We start from the raw sequence: 15105 nt of genomic DNA, 5'->3' as shown, positions 1-15105 counted from the left end.
TTCGACCGGGGCGAGCTGGACCCTCAGGCTAGTTCGCGCCGTCAACCGCGTCAGCTTCCGGGGAGAGCCCCCGGGGCCACCCATACGTTCGCGTCCGGGGAGTCTGAACCCAGGGGCATCATGGTGGAGTACGTGGTCCCGGATCCGGTGGGGATGAAGATCCCGCCCGAGTTGAAGTCCCAGCCCATATCCACCGCTATGCGGTATCCACCCCGGTAAGCGGCCTGGCCCCAGGGCGCCGAGGAGCCGTTCCACAGGTCACTGAGAAGAGAGATCCTCCGGAGTTCGGCGACCCCTCCTCCCGGGCCGACCTGCCAGCACCGCACTCCGGCTCGGTTCCAATACCCGTCGCACCAGGTGGGGGAGTCGACGGGGGCCTGCGAGATGACCCGTAGCGCATTCGGACCAGGCTCCCAGAACCCGGGCTCGCCGGGGCCTTTCGTGGACTGTGAGTCGACGAACCACGCATCGGCCGGGATCGGTGCCGGGGGCGGAAATGGGGCCCGCCACGTTTCGGCGGGCTGTGCGGATGCCGAGGGCGCCAGCCCTGCGACGAGAGCCAGAGCGGACAGTGCGGTGGCCACTCGGCGAGATGAGAACAGGTGTGACATGGGAGTCATCCCACCATGCCGGCCGACCCCTCACGGCCGGAACGCGCTGACGTGAGGACACCGTGACCGCCACGTCATCCCAAGTAGCGCCGGGGAAACAGGGCCTGCCTACGGTCGGTCCGCAGGAGCACCGAGGGGGTGCCCACGTCATCAGAGGGGGTCGACCTCATGCCACGCTCACACGTCATAGAGAACTGGGATCCGGAGGATGACGCGCAGTGGGAATCAGGCGGGAGAAAGACCGCCATGCGCAATCTCTACTGGTCCGTCTTCGCGGAACACGTCGGTTTCTCGGTGTGGACGCTGTTCGCCGTCATGGTGCTGTTCATGCCCCAGGACGTCTACGGACTGGACGCGCCCGACAAGTTCCTCGTCTCCGCGGTGGTCACGCTCACGGGCGCGTTCCTGCGGGTCCCGTACACCATGGCCACCGCCACCTTCGGCGGCCGGAACTGGACCATGTTCTCGGCGTTCGTCCTGCTCATCCCGGCGGTGGCGATGCTGTGGATCATGGCGAACCCGGGTCAGCCGCTGTGGATGTACCTGATCGTGGGAGCGATCGCCGGCCTCGGTGGCGCCAACTTCGCGTCCTCGATGACCAACATCAACGCCTTCTTCCCGCAGCGTGAGAAGGGGTGGGCCCTGGGCCTCAACGCAGGTGGGGGCAACCTCGGCGTGGCCACGATCCAGGTGGTGGGTCTGGTCGTCATCGCCCTCGCGGGCAACCGCTCGCCGCACTGGGTGATCGGCGTGTACATCGTGTTGCTCGTCGTCGCGGGGATCGGCGCGGCTCTGAAGATGGACAACCTCGCCCACCAGACGGTGGACGTGCAGAGCATGAAGGACATGGTCCGCGACAAGGACGGGTGGGTGCTCTCACTGCTCTACATCGGTACCTTCGGTTCGTTCATCGGCTTCAGTTTCGCGTTCGGTCAGATGCTCACCATGACCTTCACCGGAAATGGGCAGGAGCCCGCCCAGGCGGCGCTGCACGCCGCCCAGATCACGTTCCTCGGTCCGCTGCTGGGCTCGCTCACCCGCATGGTGGGTGGTCGGGTCTCGGACCGCTTCGGGGGCGCCCGGGTCACCTTTGTGACGTTCTGTGCGATGGCGGTCACCACGGTGGCCCTCGTGGTCACCTCGAACATCCAGGCGACGAACGACGGGCGGCTCGCAGGTGGCGCGCTCGTCCTGTTCTTCGTGGCCTTCCTGACGCTCTTCGGCCTCACCGGGGTGGGCAACGCCTCGGTGTACAAGATGATCCCGTCGGTCTTCGAGGCTCGCAGCCACGATCTCGGGCTCGGAGAGGCCGCGCGGATGTCGTGGTCGCGTGCCCACGCGGGAGCACTCATCGGGGTCGCCGGTGCGGTCGGCGCGTTCGGCGGTTTCCTCATCAACATGACCCTGCGCACCTCGTACCAGTCGTCGGGTTCGGCGACATCGGCGTTCGTGGTGTTCATGGTGTTCTACGTGGTGGCCGCACTCGTCACCCGCGTCGTCTACATGCGGGCGACCGCGGGTGTCGACGCCGTCGCCGCGACTCCCCCCGAGCCCCGGGTGCCCGTGGGCACCAGGACCTGACCGAGCACGCCAGACGACGAAGAGGACATATGGTGCACGCGTCGCCGACGATCGGCTCCCAGACACACACCCACTGCCCGTACTGCGCACTCCAGTGCGCGATGACGGTGACCCCGTCCGCCGGCGAGGCACCGGCGACGATCACCCCGGAGCAGTTCCCCACCAACCGGGGCGGGCTGTGCCGGAAGGGCTGGACGTCGGCGGCGTTGCTCGACCACCCGGATCGGATCACCACGCCGCTGATCCGGGTGGACGGGCAGCTGCGTCCGACCGACTGGGACACGGCGCTGACCCGGGTCACCGAGGGGATCCTGCGTGCACAGGAATCGGGGGGCCCCGACGCCGTCGCGGTGTTCGGCGGGGGCGGCCTGACCAACGAGAAGGCCTACACGCTGGGAAAGTTCACCAGGCTCGCGCTGGGGAGCAGGCTCGTGGACTACAACGGACGCTGGTGCATGTCGAGTGCGGCGGCCGGTGCGAACCGCAGCTTCGGTCTGGACCGGGGCCTGCCCTTCCCCGTGACCGATCTCGACGACGCCCGCGCGGTGCTGCTGATCGGTGCGAACCCGTCCGACACCATGCCGCCGTTCGTCCAGCACCTCGACACGGCCGCGGCGGTCGGCGGCATGGTGGTGGCGGATCCGCGACTGAGTGCCACCGCGCACCGGGCCGTCGACGGTGGCGGGATCCACCTCCGGCTCCGGCCGGGCACCGACGCGGCGCTGGCGCTGGGACTGCTCCACGTGGCCGTGGTGAGCGGGCATCTGGACACCGACTACGTGGCCGCCCGCACATCGGGTTTCGACGACGCGTGGGCGATCGCGGCGGACTGGATGCCCGACCGCACCGAACGGGTCACGGGGGTCTCCGCCGCGCAACTCGAACGCACCGTGGAACTGCTCGCGCGCTCGCGCGACGCGGGGACCGGCGCCTACATCCTCACTGCCCGCGGCGCCGAGCAGCACTCACGGGGCACGGACACCGTCGGGGCCGTGATCGCGCTCGCCCTCGCGCTGGGACTGCCCGGCCGTCGCGGCACCGGCTACGGCACTCTCACCGGCCAGGGCAACGGCCAGGGCGGCCGGGAGCACGGGCAGAAGGCCGACCAGCTGCCCGGGTACCGGATGATCACGGATCCGGCCGCCCGCGCGCACGTGGCCTCGGTCTGGGGCGTGGATCCCGAGGAGATCCCCGGCCCCGGGCTCTCCGCCTTCGAGCTCCTGGACGCACTCGGAGAGCCCGGCGGACCCTCGGCGATGCTGCTCCACGCGTCGAACCCCGTCGTGTCCGCGCCCGACGCTGACCGGGTCACGGCCCGGCTCCGATCGCTGGACACGCTCGTGGTGGCGGACTTCGTGCTCTCCGAGACGGCGGAGATCGCCGACGTGGTGCTCCCGGTCCCGCAGTGGGCCGAGGAGGAGGGCACCCTGACCAACCTGGAGGGCCGGGTGCTGCGCCGTCGCCGCTCGGTGACTCCGCCGGACGGCGCCCGCGACGAACTATGGATCTGGAACGAGCTCGCACGCCGGCTCGGTCGCGGTCCGGAGCGTTTCCCCACCGACCCTCGCGTGGTCTTCGACGAGTTGGCCCGCGCGTCCGCCGGGGGCAAGGCGGACTACTCGGCTGTGGACTGGGACCGCCTCGACGCCGGAGAGGCGCTGTACTGGCCGTGCGGCGCGGATTCGCCCACGGGGACGCCGCGCATGTTCCTCGACGGCTTCGCGACCGGGGACGGTCGCGCCCGCTTCGCCGTCGCCGCCGTGGACCCACCCGCGGAGGACACCTGTGCGGACTACCCGCTGGTGGGCACCACCGGCCGCGTGCTCTCGCACTACCAGTCCGGCGCGCAGACCCGACGCGTTCCGGAGCTGGCCGCCGCCGATCCCGAGATGTGGGTCCAGGTCCACCCGGTGGTGGCGAGGGCCGCGGGACTCGACGACGGTGCGCGTGCCCGGGTCGTGTCCCGCAGGGGCGCCGTCGAGGCGCTCGTGCGATGCGACGAGGACATGCGGACCGACACACTCTTCCTGCCGTTCCACTACGCCGGGGCCGCCCGCGCGAATCTGATGACCCTGCCCGAGCTCGACCCCTACAGCCGCATGCCGCAGTTCAAGGCGTGCGCCGTCCGGCTGGAGTCGGCGGCGTGATGCGGGTCGTGGTGGTGGGGGCCGGAATGTCCGGTGCGCGCCTCGCCGAGGAGCTTCGGCGCGCCGAGCCGGATCCCGAGCGGGTGGCGGTGACCGTCCTCGGCGCCGAACCGGAGGCACCGTACAACCGGATCATGCTCTCGCACGTCGTGGCGGGCGGGATGGGCGACCCGAGTGCCACCCGGCTCAAACCCTCCGGGTGGTGGGGACGCAACGGCATCGAGATGCGCACGGACGCCTCAGTGCGGGGGATCGACCGCGCGACCCGGGAGGTGGAGCTCGCCGACGGGGAGCGCGTGCCCTACGACCACCTGGTGCTGGCGACCGGATCGGAGCCCACCATCCCGCCGATCGACGGGGTCCGTGGACCGGACGGGACGCTCGCCGCGGGTGTGTTCCCGCTGCGGGACGCGGCCGACTGCCGAGGGCTCACCGGCCACCTCGAGGAGAACCCCGGTCGGGTCGCACTGGTGGGAGGCGGGTTCATCGGTCTCGAGGTGGCCTGCGCACTGGCGAAGTCGGGGCGCGACGTCGTCGTCGTCCACCCTCGCGCGTGGCCCATGGACTCGCACCTGGACTCCGGCGGCGGGCGCGTGCTCATCCGTGCGCTGGACGAACTCGGCGTCCGGGTCGTCACCGGCGCGCGCGCCGCGCGGTGGGACGGCACGGCGCTGGGACTGGAAGACGGGACCGAGATCGGGTGCCGGACCGTCGTGCTCTCGGCGGGCACCCGCCCGCGCACGTCGGTGGCGGAGTCCGCGGGACTGGAGGTCGGCCGGGGGGTCGTCGTCGACGACACGCTCGCGACCAGCGACCCGGCCATCAGCGCGATCGGCGACTGCGCCGAACACCGCGGGTGCGTGACCGGCCTGGTCGGACCCGCCTGGGACCAGGCCGGGGTGGTGTCGGCGCGGATCACGGGCGCGGACCCCGGGGCGCGCTACCCCGGGGGCGTCGCGGTCACCAGGTTGAAAGCGTTCGGGGTCGACGTGGTCTCCCTCGGTGAACTCGCGGGGGATGTCCACGACCCGGAGGTGGAGGTGACCGTGGTGTGCGAGCCCTCCCGCGGCCGGTATGCGCGGGTGGACGTGGTGGACGCTCGGGTGACCGGTGCCGTTCTCGTCGGCCATCCCGAACCCGTCGGCTTTCTCACCCAGCTCTACGAACACGCACTTCCCGTGCCCGACGACGTGCTGTCCGTGGTGCTCGGGCGGGCGTCCGCCGCGACCACCGACACCCCGTCGACCATGCCCGCCGCGGCCGTGGTGTGCCGCTGCAACGGGGTGAGCAAGGCAGACCTCGTCCATGCGTGGTCCGAGGGTGACCGGGACGCCGCGGCGATGGCCTCCCGCACCCGCGCTGGTACCGGCTGCGGGGGCTGCGCGGCGGCGGTGGACGGGATCTGCGGATGGCTGCGTGAATGCGCGTGACGGCCCGGTCCCCACATCCCGAGCGCCCTGCGATGAGGGCGGGGAAACACGAACGACACACGACTGCGGCAGGATGGATACTGTGACCACCACCGAGGATTTCCCTCTTCTGGGCCGCACGGTCGCGGTGACCGCTGCACGCCGGGCGTCGGAGCAGAAGGTTCTGCTCGAACGTCGTGGCGCGACGGTCATCCACGCACCGGCGATCCGGATGATCCCCGTGGCCGAGGACGAACTCGTCCGGTCGGCCACCGACCAGGTGCTCTCTGCTCCCGCGGACCTGATGGTGCTCACCACGGCGACCGGCGTCCGGTGGTGGACACAAGTGTGCGAGGAGTGGGGTCTCTCCCGGGACCTGCACGCACTCATGGATCGGGTACCGCTGTATTCGCGCGGACCCAAGGTCACCGGGGCGCTCCGGGCCGCCGGGCTGCGCGAACACGCGTCGGCGGCGAGCGAGGCGACCCCCGAACTGCTGGAGATGCTGCTGGAGCGAGGGGTCGACGGTCTCACCGTGGCCGTGCAGCTCCAGGGGGCGAGCTCCGACTGGAATCCCATGGCCCCCCTGGTGGAGGGCCTCCGCCAGGCGGGAGCCGAGGTGATCGTCGTGCCCATCTACCGATGGGAGCTGCCCGAGGACCTGGAGGCATTCGATGACCTCGTGCGCACCATCGCCCGCGCGGGAGTCGACGGAGTGACGTTCACCGCCGCGCCGGCGGTGATGTCGATGCTCGAGCGCGCCGATGTGTTGGGGATCTACGACGACGTCGTGGATGCCCTGTCCGGTCCGGTCGCCGCGCTCTGCGTGGGGCCGGTGACCGCGGAGCCACTCGTCGAACTCGGGGTGCCCGTGACCATGCCCGACCGGATGAGACTGGGCGCGCTCATGAGGCACGTCACCGAGGAACTGTCCGCCCGGTCCCGGCCCGTCGTGGTGAGCGGACACGAGCTCACGGTCTGTGCGGCCGGCGTCCTGATGGACGGTCGGCCCATCGAACTTTCGCCGGCGCCGCTGGCACTCCTGCGCGCGATGGCGGACCGGCCCGGCAAGTGCGTGAGCCGCGAGGAGCTCCTCGCGGTGCTGCCCGGCGACGGCGCCGACGCACACGCCGTGGAGACGGCCATGGGCCGGCTTCGGCGTTCGCTCGGCGACCCCGGTCTGATCACCACAGTGGTCAAGCGGGGGTATCGGCTCTCGGTGTAGGCGCACGTCACGAAAGGCAGGCGCCACCGCGCGGATACCCGCGGTGGCGCCTGACTGTGTATCCCCCGTCCGAGCGGGGGAGCGCCGCGCTACGCGGCGACCTGGCGACGCTGGTGGCGGATCGCGGCCTCGGTGGAGACCAGGACGGTGCCGTCGACGACCCGGGCCGGGAAGACGGAGAGCCCGTGCGTGTCGTCGTCGATCCCGCGCCCGTCCTCCAGCGAGTAGGCCTGTTTGCCGATGGGGGAGATCGCCACGGGCACTCCTGCGCGGTCGCCGACGAGGCCGCGGCTCATCACCGCCGCCCGGGCGATCGGGTCGATGTTGCACAGGGCGTGGACGCTGCCGTCGGCGAGGAGGTAGACGGCGATCTGCCGGCCATCGGGCAACAGGGCGGCGACGCCCCGCCCCGGGATGAGGCGGTCGAGTGGGCAGACGACGATCTCGGCGGGGGACAGTGTTGCGGTCATGACGGTGTCCTTTCGGGGAGGGCTGGTGATTCAGACTCGTGCGGGCATCTCGGGAGAGCCGAGGAGGACGGGGACCTTGCGGCCGTCCTGCTCCTCGAACTCGACGGTCGGGTCCGGGGCCTCGGGGGCGTTGACGAAGGAGACGAAACGGGCGAGCTTGTCGGGATCGTCCAGGACGGCGGACCACTCGTCCACATAGCCGGCCACGTGGGTCTCCATGCGGCTCTCGAGCTCGGCGGCCAGCCCCAGCGAGTCGTCGATCACCACCTCACGGAGGTGGTCGATCCCGCCATCGAGTTCCTCGAGCCACGGCGCCATGCGCTGCAGCCGTTCGGCGGTACGGACGTAGAACATCACCGTGCGGTCGACGTAGCGGATCAGCTGCTCGTCCGTGAGGTCACCGATGAGGAGCTGGGCGTGCCGGGGTGTGGCGCCGCCGTTGCCGCCGACGTACAGGTTCCACCCGGTCTCGGTGGCGATCACGCCGACGTCCTTGCCGCGGGCCTCGGCGCATTCGCGAGCGCAGCCGGAGACCGCCATCTTGATCTTGTGCGGCGCGCGCAGTCCGCGGTACCGGTTCTCCATCTGCACGGCCATCCCGACCGAATCCTGCTGGCCGTAGCGGCACCACGAGGTGCCCACGCAGCTCTTGACGGTCCGCAGTGACTTGCCGTAGGCGTGACCGGACTCCATACCGGCGTCGACGAGCCGTTTCCAGATCTTCGGCAGCTCCTCGACCCGTGCGCCGAACATGTCGATGCGTTGGCCCCCGGTCACCTTGACGTAGAGGTCGTGATCGCGGGCGATCTCGCCGATCACGATGAGTTGCTCCGCCGTCACCTCCCCACCGGCCATCCGCGGCACCACCGAGTAGGTGCCGTTCTTCTGGATGTTGGCGAGGAAGTGGTCGTTGGTGTCCTGCAACGCCGCCTGTTCACCGTCGAGGACGTGGTCGGAGCTGGTGGAGGCGAGGATGGACGCGACCGTGGGCTTGCAGATGTCGCAACCGCTCCCACGGCCGAAGCGCTCGATCAGCCCGGAGAACGTCCGGATGTCGGAGACCGTGACGATCTCGAACAGCTCCGACCGGGACTGGTCGAAGTGCTCGCACAGCGCCGTCGACTGCTCGACGCCCTCGGCCTCGAGAACCTGCTTGAGCAGGGGGATACACGAGCCACACGAGGTGCCGGCCCGGGTGCACGACTTGAGTTCGGCCACGTCGCACGCGCCCCCGCAGATCGCCTCGCGGAGGTCGCCCTTGGAGACCGCGTTGCACGAACAGATCTGCGCCTCATCGGGGAGCGCCTCCACCCCGACCCCGCTGTCGCCGCTGGAGGAGCGAGAGATCAGTGAGATCGGGTCGTCCGACGGCAGTGTGCGGCCGACGAGGGGTTTGAGCAGTGAGTACGGCTCGGAATCGCCCACGAACACGCCACCCAGGAGGGTCTTGGCGTCATCGCTCATGACCAGTTTCGAATACGTTCCGGCGACGGGATCGTTGACCACGACCTCGAGGCAACCGGGAGTGACGCCGTGCGCGTCACCGAAGCTCGCCATGTCCACCCCGAGGAGCTTGAGCTTGGTGGACAGGTCGGCTCCGGTGAACTCGCCCTCGCCGCTGAGGATCTTGGCCGCCGCGACCTCGGCGGAGGTGTACCCGGGGCCGACGAGGCCGTAGCAGGTGCCGTCGATGGCCGCGCATTCCCCGATGGCGTAGATGTCCGGGTCGGAGGTCTGGCACCCGAGGTCGGTCAGGATGCCGCCCCGCTCGGCGGTGTCCAGACCGGAGAGCTTCGCTAGCTCGTCCCTCGGTCGCACTCCCGCGGAGAACACCACGAACGCCGAGTCGATGACCGTCGTCTCGCCGGCGTCGTCGGTGAGTCGGACGGTGAGGCCGTCCTCCGTCTGGACGATCTCGGTGCCGGTCACCGAGAGGTGGATGTCGATCCCGAGCTCACGGATGAGCGAGGCGAGGACGTGGCCACCGCCGGAGTCGACCTGGAGCGGCATGAGTCGTTCGTTGCGCTCGACCACGTGCGGAGTGAGCCCGAGCAGGCTCACCGCATTGGCGGCCTCGAGCCCGAGGAGCCCGCCGCCGATGACGACACCGTGGGCGCCCGACCCGGCACTCTCGGCGGCCGTACGGATCCCGTCGAGGTCGTCGAGCGTGCGGTAGACGTGGCATCCCGGGAGATCATGCCCGGGGACCGGGGGCACGAACGCCCGCGAGCCGGTCGCGAGGACCAGCGTGTCGTAGGAGATCCGCTCGCCCGACGAGAGTTCGACCTCCTTGGCTTCGCGGTCGATCCCGGTGACGAGGTGGCCCGACCGGACGGTCACGCGCGGGTCGGCGCCGTGCAGCGCGTCCTCGAGGTGGAGCGACTCGCGGTCCCACGCACCCACGTAGGAGGAGAGTCCGACGCGGTCGTATGCCGGGTCCGTCTCCTCACCGATCACCGTGACGGCGAGGTCGGCAGTGGCCCAACGGGTACCGAGGGTGGAGACGAACCGGTGCGCGACCATTCCGTGTCCGACGACGACGATGTGCTCGGTCATGTGGGGTCCTTCCTTCGAGCCGATGCCGACCACGCTAGGGCGCGCGTGTTGCGCCCTCGTGGCGGTGGATCACGGCTCCGTGACACCTCGCTCACAGGCGTGGGACGGCAGGGTGAGGTACCGGCCCGGGCGCGGGCGTGGAGGGAGGAGTCGTCGGAAAGGACGGGTGTCGATCGGGTGGTGTGGCGGATCGACCCGGGCTGGGCGGCCTCAGTCCAGGGGCAGGAGGTTCGCCGGCGACGTCGAGACCTCCTCGACTCGGTCGCGGTTCTGGCGCAGCGTCTCCCACTCGCCGGCGGGGATCTCCTTGACCAGGCGACGGAGGACGTCGGTGTCCGGGGTGGCCCAGGCGACGGGCATGGGGGAGATGAACTGGTAGAGGTTGTCCCCGCCACGGGCGCTGCGGTTGCCCACCACCGCGACGCAGGGGACACGTTCACCGACGCGGACGTCGTGCCCCGGGATCTTCTCGCAGCTGCGGACCGCCAGGGTCGGGAGCGAGCCGGCGGAGCGGTCGACGGCGCGGTCGACCAGCGCCAGGAGCGTGAGCCCGCGCGGACGTACCTCGGCCACGATCGCCGGCACCAGTTCCGAGGTGGCGTAGGTGTGCGCCATGGACCCCATCTTGCGCGGGATGTACCCGATCATCGCGAGGCAACCGACTGCGAAGACGCCGGCCATTCCGGCGACGAACCACCCCCAGGCGGCGAGGTCCGAGTACAGGAGTACACCGATCCCGGCGGCGAGTACGACGGCGCCGAGGATCCCGGCGGACCACTGCAGGCGACGTACCTCGGCCAGGCTCTCGTTGTTCTTGCGCACCCAGGCGTCGTCCACGGGGACGTCGGCGAGGCGGTACTGCTCGTGCGGTGCTCGGGGCGTGCGATCGGTGGCCATGACCCCAGTATCCCAGGCCCCCTGGTGTGGGTGGTACGTCCCGGGCGGCCGGTGTCGTCCGGGGCGCGTGTGCGCTCAGCCGACCTCGGGGAGCTCCGGGCCGAGCAGGTCGTCGGCGTCCATGATCCGGTAGGCGTACCCCTGCTCGGCGAGGAACCGCTGGCGGTGGGCCGCGTACTCGGCGTCGAGGGTGTCCCGGGAGACCACGGAGTAGAAGTGCGCCTGTCCGCCGTCCTGCTTGGGCCGCAGCAGGCGTCCGAGCCGCTGGGCCTCCTCCTGTCGGGAACCGAACGTCCCCGAGACCTGGACGGCCACACTCGCCTCGGGCAGGTCGATGGAGAAGTTGGCCACCTTCGACACGACGAGCGTGGAGATCTCCCCCGAACGGAAGGCGTCGAAGAGCTTCTCGCGCTCCTTGTTGGAGGTGGAACCCTGGATCACCGGCGCATCGAGCTCGTCCCCCAGCTCCTCCAGCTGGTCCAGGTAGGCGCCGATCACCAGCGTCGGGGCGCCGGCGTGCCGGGCGAGGATGCTCTTGACCACCGCGATCTTGGTCCGGGCGGTCGAGCACAGCTTGTACTTGTCCTCCGCCTCGGCGGTCGCGTAGATCATCCGCTCGTTCTCGGTGAGGGTCACGCGGACCTCCACGCAGTCGGCCGGGGCGATCCACCCCTGCGCCTCGATGTCCTTCCACGGGGCGTCGTAGCGCTTGGGGCCGATGAGGGAGAAGACGTCGCCCTCCCGGCCGTCCTCACGGACCAGCGTGGCGGTGAGCCCGAGACGGCGACGGGACTGCAGGTCCGCGGTCATCCGGAACACCGGTGCCGGGAGCAGGTGCACCTCGTCGTAGATCATCAGTCCCCAGTCGCGGGAGTCGAACAACTCCAGTGCCCGGTGCACGCCCTTCGTCTTGCGGGTGACGACCTGATAGGTGGCGATGGTGACCGGGCGGATCTCCTTGCGTTCGCCGGAGTACTCCCCGATCTCGTCCTCGGTGAGCGTGGTGCGGGCGAGGAGTTCGCGCTTCCACTGCCGCCCGGCGACGGTGTTGGTGACGAGGATGAGCGTGGTGGCCTTGGCGCGCGCCATCGCGGCGGCTCCGACCATGGTCTTGCCGGCCCCACAGGGCAGCACCACCACGCCGGACCCGCCCGCCCAGAAGGAGTCCGCGGCCATCTGCTGATAGTCGCGAAGTTCCCACGGCTCCTCCTCCGAGGACAGGGCGATCTCGTGGGCCTCGCCGTCGACGTAGCCCGCCAGGTCCTCGGCGGGCCAGCCCACCTTCAACAACTCCTGCTTGAGCCGGCCGCGCTCGGAGGCGTGGACGATCACCGTGTCGGCGTCGATCTCGGCCCCGAGCATCGGGGCGATCTTCTTGTGACGCTTGACCTCGGCGAGCACGGCGGCGTCCAACGAGACCAGGACCAGTCCGTGGACCGGGCTCTTGACCAGTTGGAGCCGACCGTACCGGGCCATCGTGTCGGCGATGTCGACCAACAACGGCTGGGGGACGGGGAATCGGGAGTAGGTCACCAGGACGTCCACGACCTGCTCGGCGTCGTGGCCGGCGGCCCGTGCGTTCCACAGTGCCAGCGGGGTGACCCGGTAGGTGTGGACGTGTTCGGGAGCGCGCTCGAGCTCGGCGAACGGGGCCAGCGCCTGGCGGGCGTCGCCCGCCTGCGCGTGGTCGATCTCCAGCAGTACTGTCTTGTCCGACTGGACGATCAGCGGTCCACCACTCACTACGGTTCTCCTCGGTTCTCGCGGGTCCGCCCGGACCCGACCCTCCAGTGTCCCGGAAATCTCCTCAGCGGGTCGGGTCGGCGGGTGGGGTCAGCGGGTGGGGTCCAGGTCGGCCACCGAGATGACGCGGTGCAACGGCAGTGTCACGGCCTCGGCGGAATCGGGCTCGATCCCCTCGATCCGGCCCCCGGTGACGGAGGCGGGGATGACGAGTCGCGACGTCGAGCGGCCCTGTGCGTCGACGACGGACACCGTCACCGCGGTGCCGGAGCCCGCGGCCTCGTGCAGACGGGCGATCGCGGCTTCACCCGTGTACCCGCTCCCCGTGCCGCCCCGGGCCGAACGCACGCGGTCCGCCGAGCGCATCGCCGTGATCGCGGCGCGGAGCTCGGTGGGGGTCGCGGTCCGCGTCGGGACGCGGGGAGCGCGGGGAGAGGGGGTGGCGCGCACGCGGGCGGCCGGACGGGTGAGGGCGACGACGGCGCCGGAGGTGTCCTCGACGACCGGTGCGTATCCGTGGTCGCGGAGAGCCTCCACGAGATCCAGGGGACGTGCCTGGGAGATGAGCACGGTCGGGGCGACCGACCGCAGTGCGCAGCTCTCGGCCACCGGTGACACCAGGACCTGGGCCACGAGCGTCGGATCGTCACAGCGGATGAACGACAGCGCGGCCCCGACCCGGAGTCGGCCGTGTCTGCGGGCCACGTCCTCGATGAGGTAGTCCAGGGACTGGGGCACCGGGGTGATCGAGGTCCGTTCCAACAGGTCGCGGATCCCGGCGGCCGTACGGCCCGAGTCGAGGGCCCTGCGCATCGAGGCCTCGGTCACCCGGTAGGTGGTGGCCGCCCCCGCGGACTCGACGTCGGCGAGCAGCGCGAAGTCCGCGGCGAGCTCCGGGACCAGCGGTCCGGGGGCGAGGATGGTGAGGTCGGCCTGGACGATCACCTCGGAAACGGGGTCGGGGAGTGCGGCCGTCAGGACGGGCTCGAGGTCCTCGACCGTCGGGCTGTCGGGGGTGGTGGAACCGGCGACCAGGAGCCTGGCCGCGCTGGTGGCGGTGGTCCCGACGACGAGGCCGAGCCGTCTCGCCTCGGCGACCGTCTGCGTGCACGGCCGGGACCCGGCTCTCGAGAACCACACCGGCGAGAACCAGCGCACCACCTCCGGCAGCAGGGCGTCGCCCGGGTCGGACGCCGGGTCGAGCCGGGAGAGCGCGCGCAGGACCCTCTCTCGTTCGCCCGCCGCGGGCGGGCCGATCGGGTCGCCGAGCGCAGGGACCGTGCCCCCTCCCTCGAGCTCGGCACCGACCCGCCACGCCGCGCGCGGCATCGACCACCAGGCCAGGACGAGCTCCGCCCAGCGCCGCGCGCGATCCCGGGCGGCCCAGATATCAGCGGCCTCCGTGGGCGCCCACACCGAGTCGAAGGCGGTGTCGCCGACGTCGGCGTCGCCCACCCCGATGAGGCCGGCGGCCGCGAGGACCTCGAGCAGCAGGGGGAGCTCGTGTTCGGTGACCCCGGCGGCCCGGGCGACACGGCGGAGCTCGCGGACACCCACTCCTCCGGCCTTCAGGGTGGCGGCCGGGTGGACGGACAGCGTCGCGAGGAGAGCGTCGCATCGGTGCAGGAGGTCGAGGGCGGCCACGCCCCCGGAGGCGTCGACCCTGGTGGCGGAGGTGCTCTTCCTGGTGGACCCGGTCTTCGCGGTGCCGCCGTTCCTCGTGTCGGGCCCCGCCCAGGCGGGCACGTCGAGCAGCGAGGAGCCGCCGGGGCGGGCTCCGTGCCGGGCCCGGTCCAGTGAGTGGGCCCGGGGTACGACAACCTCGCCGTCCTCGGTTCCGGTGAGCTCGGCGAGTCCGGCATCGGCGAGTTCGGCCGCCGCGGCGCGGACCGCGTCCGAGGCGCCCGGACCGAGGGCCCCGACCGGTGTCCGGCCGCGGGCGATGGCCTCGAGAACTCCCAGTGCCCGGTCCGACAGGCCGCTCCACGCGGTGTCGAGCCCGGCCCCGACTGGCTCTCCGGGACGGGGAGCGGCCACCGGAGCCGCCTCGACCGCCGCGCCGGTGACGGGGACGATCCGGGCGTGCGCCGGGTCGCCCCAGAACAGCGCGAGATCCCGGAGGGTGCCCACTGCCGCGCGGAGAGCCGGCTCGTCGTCGTCGACACCCAGCCGTCCCGACACCGCGCCGAGTGGAACGGGGCCGGAATCGGCGCCGAGCGCCGCAGCGGTGGACAGCACCAGTAGCTCGGGCCACGTCAGGGTGTTCATCGCGCGCGCCGTCGACGCCGGCAGCCGCAGCCGGGAGGCGAGCACGTCGAGCGAGGCCGGGGGAGGGGTGGCCACGTCCGCGCGCAGCTCGCACAGGCGGACGAGGGTGTCATCGGACAGGCCGGCCAACCAGGCGGGAAAATCGGGTTCGCCGCTGGTGGGGTGTCGGGTCGTGACGCGCGAGGGGGACATGTCCGC

The 15105-nt window shown here is 71.2% G+C and carries 10 protein-coding genes; 4 read left to right on the top strand and 6 right to left on the bottom strand.

Going from position 1 to position 15105, the window contains the following annotated elements:
- Positions 1 to 50: 50 nt before the first annotated feature.
- Positions 51 to 584, bottom strand: coding sequence for a hypothetical protein (locus tag NJE57_RS08035; protein ID WP_319027858.1), 534 nt, complete (start codon positions 582 to 584; stop codon positions 51 to 53).
- 195 nt (positions 585 to 779) lie between these two features.
- Here NJE57_RS08035 and NJE57_RS08030 point away from each other — a divergent pair, with 195 nt between their 5' ends.
- From NJE57_RS08030 to NJE57_RS08015, 4 genes are all read left to right on the top strand, one after another.
- On the top strand, positions 780 to 2192 hold the full coding sequence (locus NJE57_RS08030) for a nitrate/nitrite transporter (RefSeq protein ID WP_319027895.1): 1413 nt from the start codon (positions 780 to 782) through the stop codon (positions 2190 to 2192).
- Between the two features lie 29 nt (positions 2193 to 2221).
- Positions 2222 to 4339: a molybdopterin oxidoreductase family protein gene (locus NJE57_RS08025; RefSeq protein WP_319027857.1), complete on the top strand. Its 2118-nt coding sequence runs from the start codon at positions 2222 to 2224 to the stop codon at positions 4337 to 4339.
- A complete protein-coding gene (locus NJE57_RS08020; RefSeq protein ID WP_319027856.1) occupies positions 4309 to 5769 on the top strand; it encodes an FAD-dependent oxidoreductase in 1461 nt (486 codons plus the stop codon). Before NJE57_RS08025 ends, NJE57_RS08020 begins: the two co-directional genes overlap by 31 nt.
- 73 nt (positions 5770 to 5842) lie before the next feature.
- Positions 5843 to 6973, top strand: a complete 1131-nt coding sequence (locus tag NJE57_RS08015; protein ID WP_319027855.1) for a uroporphyrinogen-III synthase — start codon at positions 5843 to 5845, stop codon at positions 6971 to 6973.
- Between the two features lie 89 nt (positions 6974 to 7062).
- Here the strand turns inward: NJE57_RS08015 and nirD are convergent, their stop codons facing one another.
- The 5 genes from nirD to NJE57_RS07990 all read right to left on the bottom strand — a co-directional run bounded on the left by nirD (position 7063) and on the right by NJE57_RS07990 (position 15099).
- The gene (gene nirD / locus NJE57_RS08010; RefSeq protein ID WP_319027854.1) at positions 7063 to 7443 is read right to left on the bottom strand and encodes a nitrite reductase small subunit NirD; all 381 of its coding nucleotides are present in this window, start codon (positions 7441 to 7443) and stop codon (positions 7063 to 7065) included.
- Between the two features lie 30 nt (positions 7444 to 7473).
- Positions 7474 to 9999 (bottom strand): nitrite reductase large subunit NirB, encoded by a 2526-nt coding sequence (gene nirB / locus NJE57_RS08005; protein WP_319027853.1) that lies wholly within the window; start codon positions 9997 to 9999, stop codon positions 7474 to 7476.
- Between the two features lie 210 nt (positions 10000 to 10209).
- Complete coding sequence (locus NJE57_RS08000; protein WP_319027852.1) at positions 10210 to 10896, bottom strand: DUF3239 domain-containing protein; 687 nt, start codon at positions 10894 to 10896, stop codon at positions 10210 to 10212.
- A 75-nt stretch (positions 10897 to 10971) separates the two neighbouring features.
- Positions 10972 to 12639: a DNA repair helicase XPB gene (locus tag NJE57_RS07995; RefSeq protein ID WP_319027851.1), complete on the bottom strand. Its 1668-nt coding sequence runs from the start codon at positions 12637 to 12639 to the stop codon at positions 10972 to 10974.
- 90 nt (positions 12640 to 12729) lie between these two features.
- Positions 12730 to 15099 carry a helicase-associated domain-containing protein gene (locus NJE57_RS07990; protein WP_319027850.1) on the bottom strand — a complete coding sequence of 790 codons (2370 nt, stop codon included), beginning with the start codon at positions 15097 to 15099 and terminating at the stop codon, positions 12730 to 12732.
- Positions 15100 to 15105 lie beyond the last annotated feature (6 nt).

The organism is Dietzia sp. PP-33, assembly GCF_033790845.1.
Classification (GTDB): Bacteria; Actinomycetota; Actinomycetes; order Mycobacteriales; family Mycobacteriaceae; genus Dietzia.
The sequence above is the reverse complement of the archived record's forward strand: the minus strand, read 5'-3'. Positions and strand labels throughout refer to the sequence as shown.

Bases quoted from the DNA above. Each gene is read 5' to 3' on its own strand.
- NJE57_RS08030 (WP_319027895.1), top strand. From the start codon at position 780: ATGCCACGCTCACACGTCATAGAGAACTGGGATCCGGAGGATGACGCG.
- NJE57_RS08025 (WP_319027857.1), top strand. From the start codon at position 2,222: ATGGTGCACGCGTCGCCGACGATCGGCTCCCAGACACACACCCACTGC.
- NJE57_RS08015 (WP_319027855.1), top strand. From the start codon at position 5,843: ATGGATACTGTGACCACCACCGAGGATTTCCCTCTTCTGGGCCGCACG.
- nirD (WP_319027854.1), bottom strand. From the start codon at position 7,443: ATGACCGCAACACTGTCCCCCGCCGAGATCGTCGTCTGCCCACTCGAC.
- nirB (WP_319027853.1), bottom strand. From the start codon at position 9,999: ATGACCGAGCACATCGTCGTCGTCGGACACGGAATGGTCGCGCACCGG.
- NJE57_RS08000 (WP_319027852.1), bottom strand. From the start codon at position 10,896: ATGGCCACCGATCGCACGCCCCGAGCACCGCACGAGCAGTACCGCCTC.
- NJE57_RS07990 (WP_319027850.1), bottom strand. From the start codon at position 15,099: ATGTCCCCCTCGCGCGTCACGACCCGACACCCCACCAGCGGCGAACCC.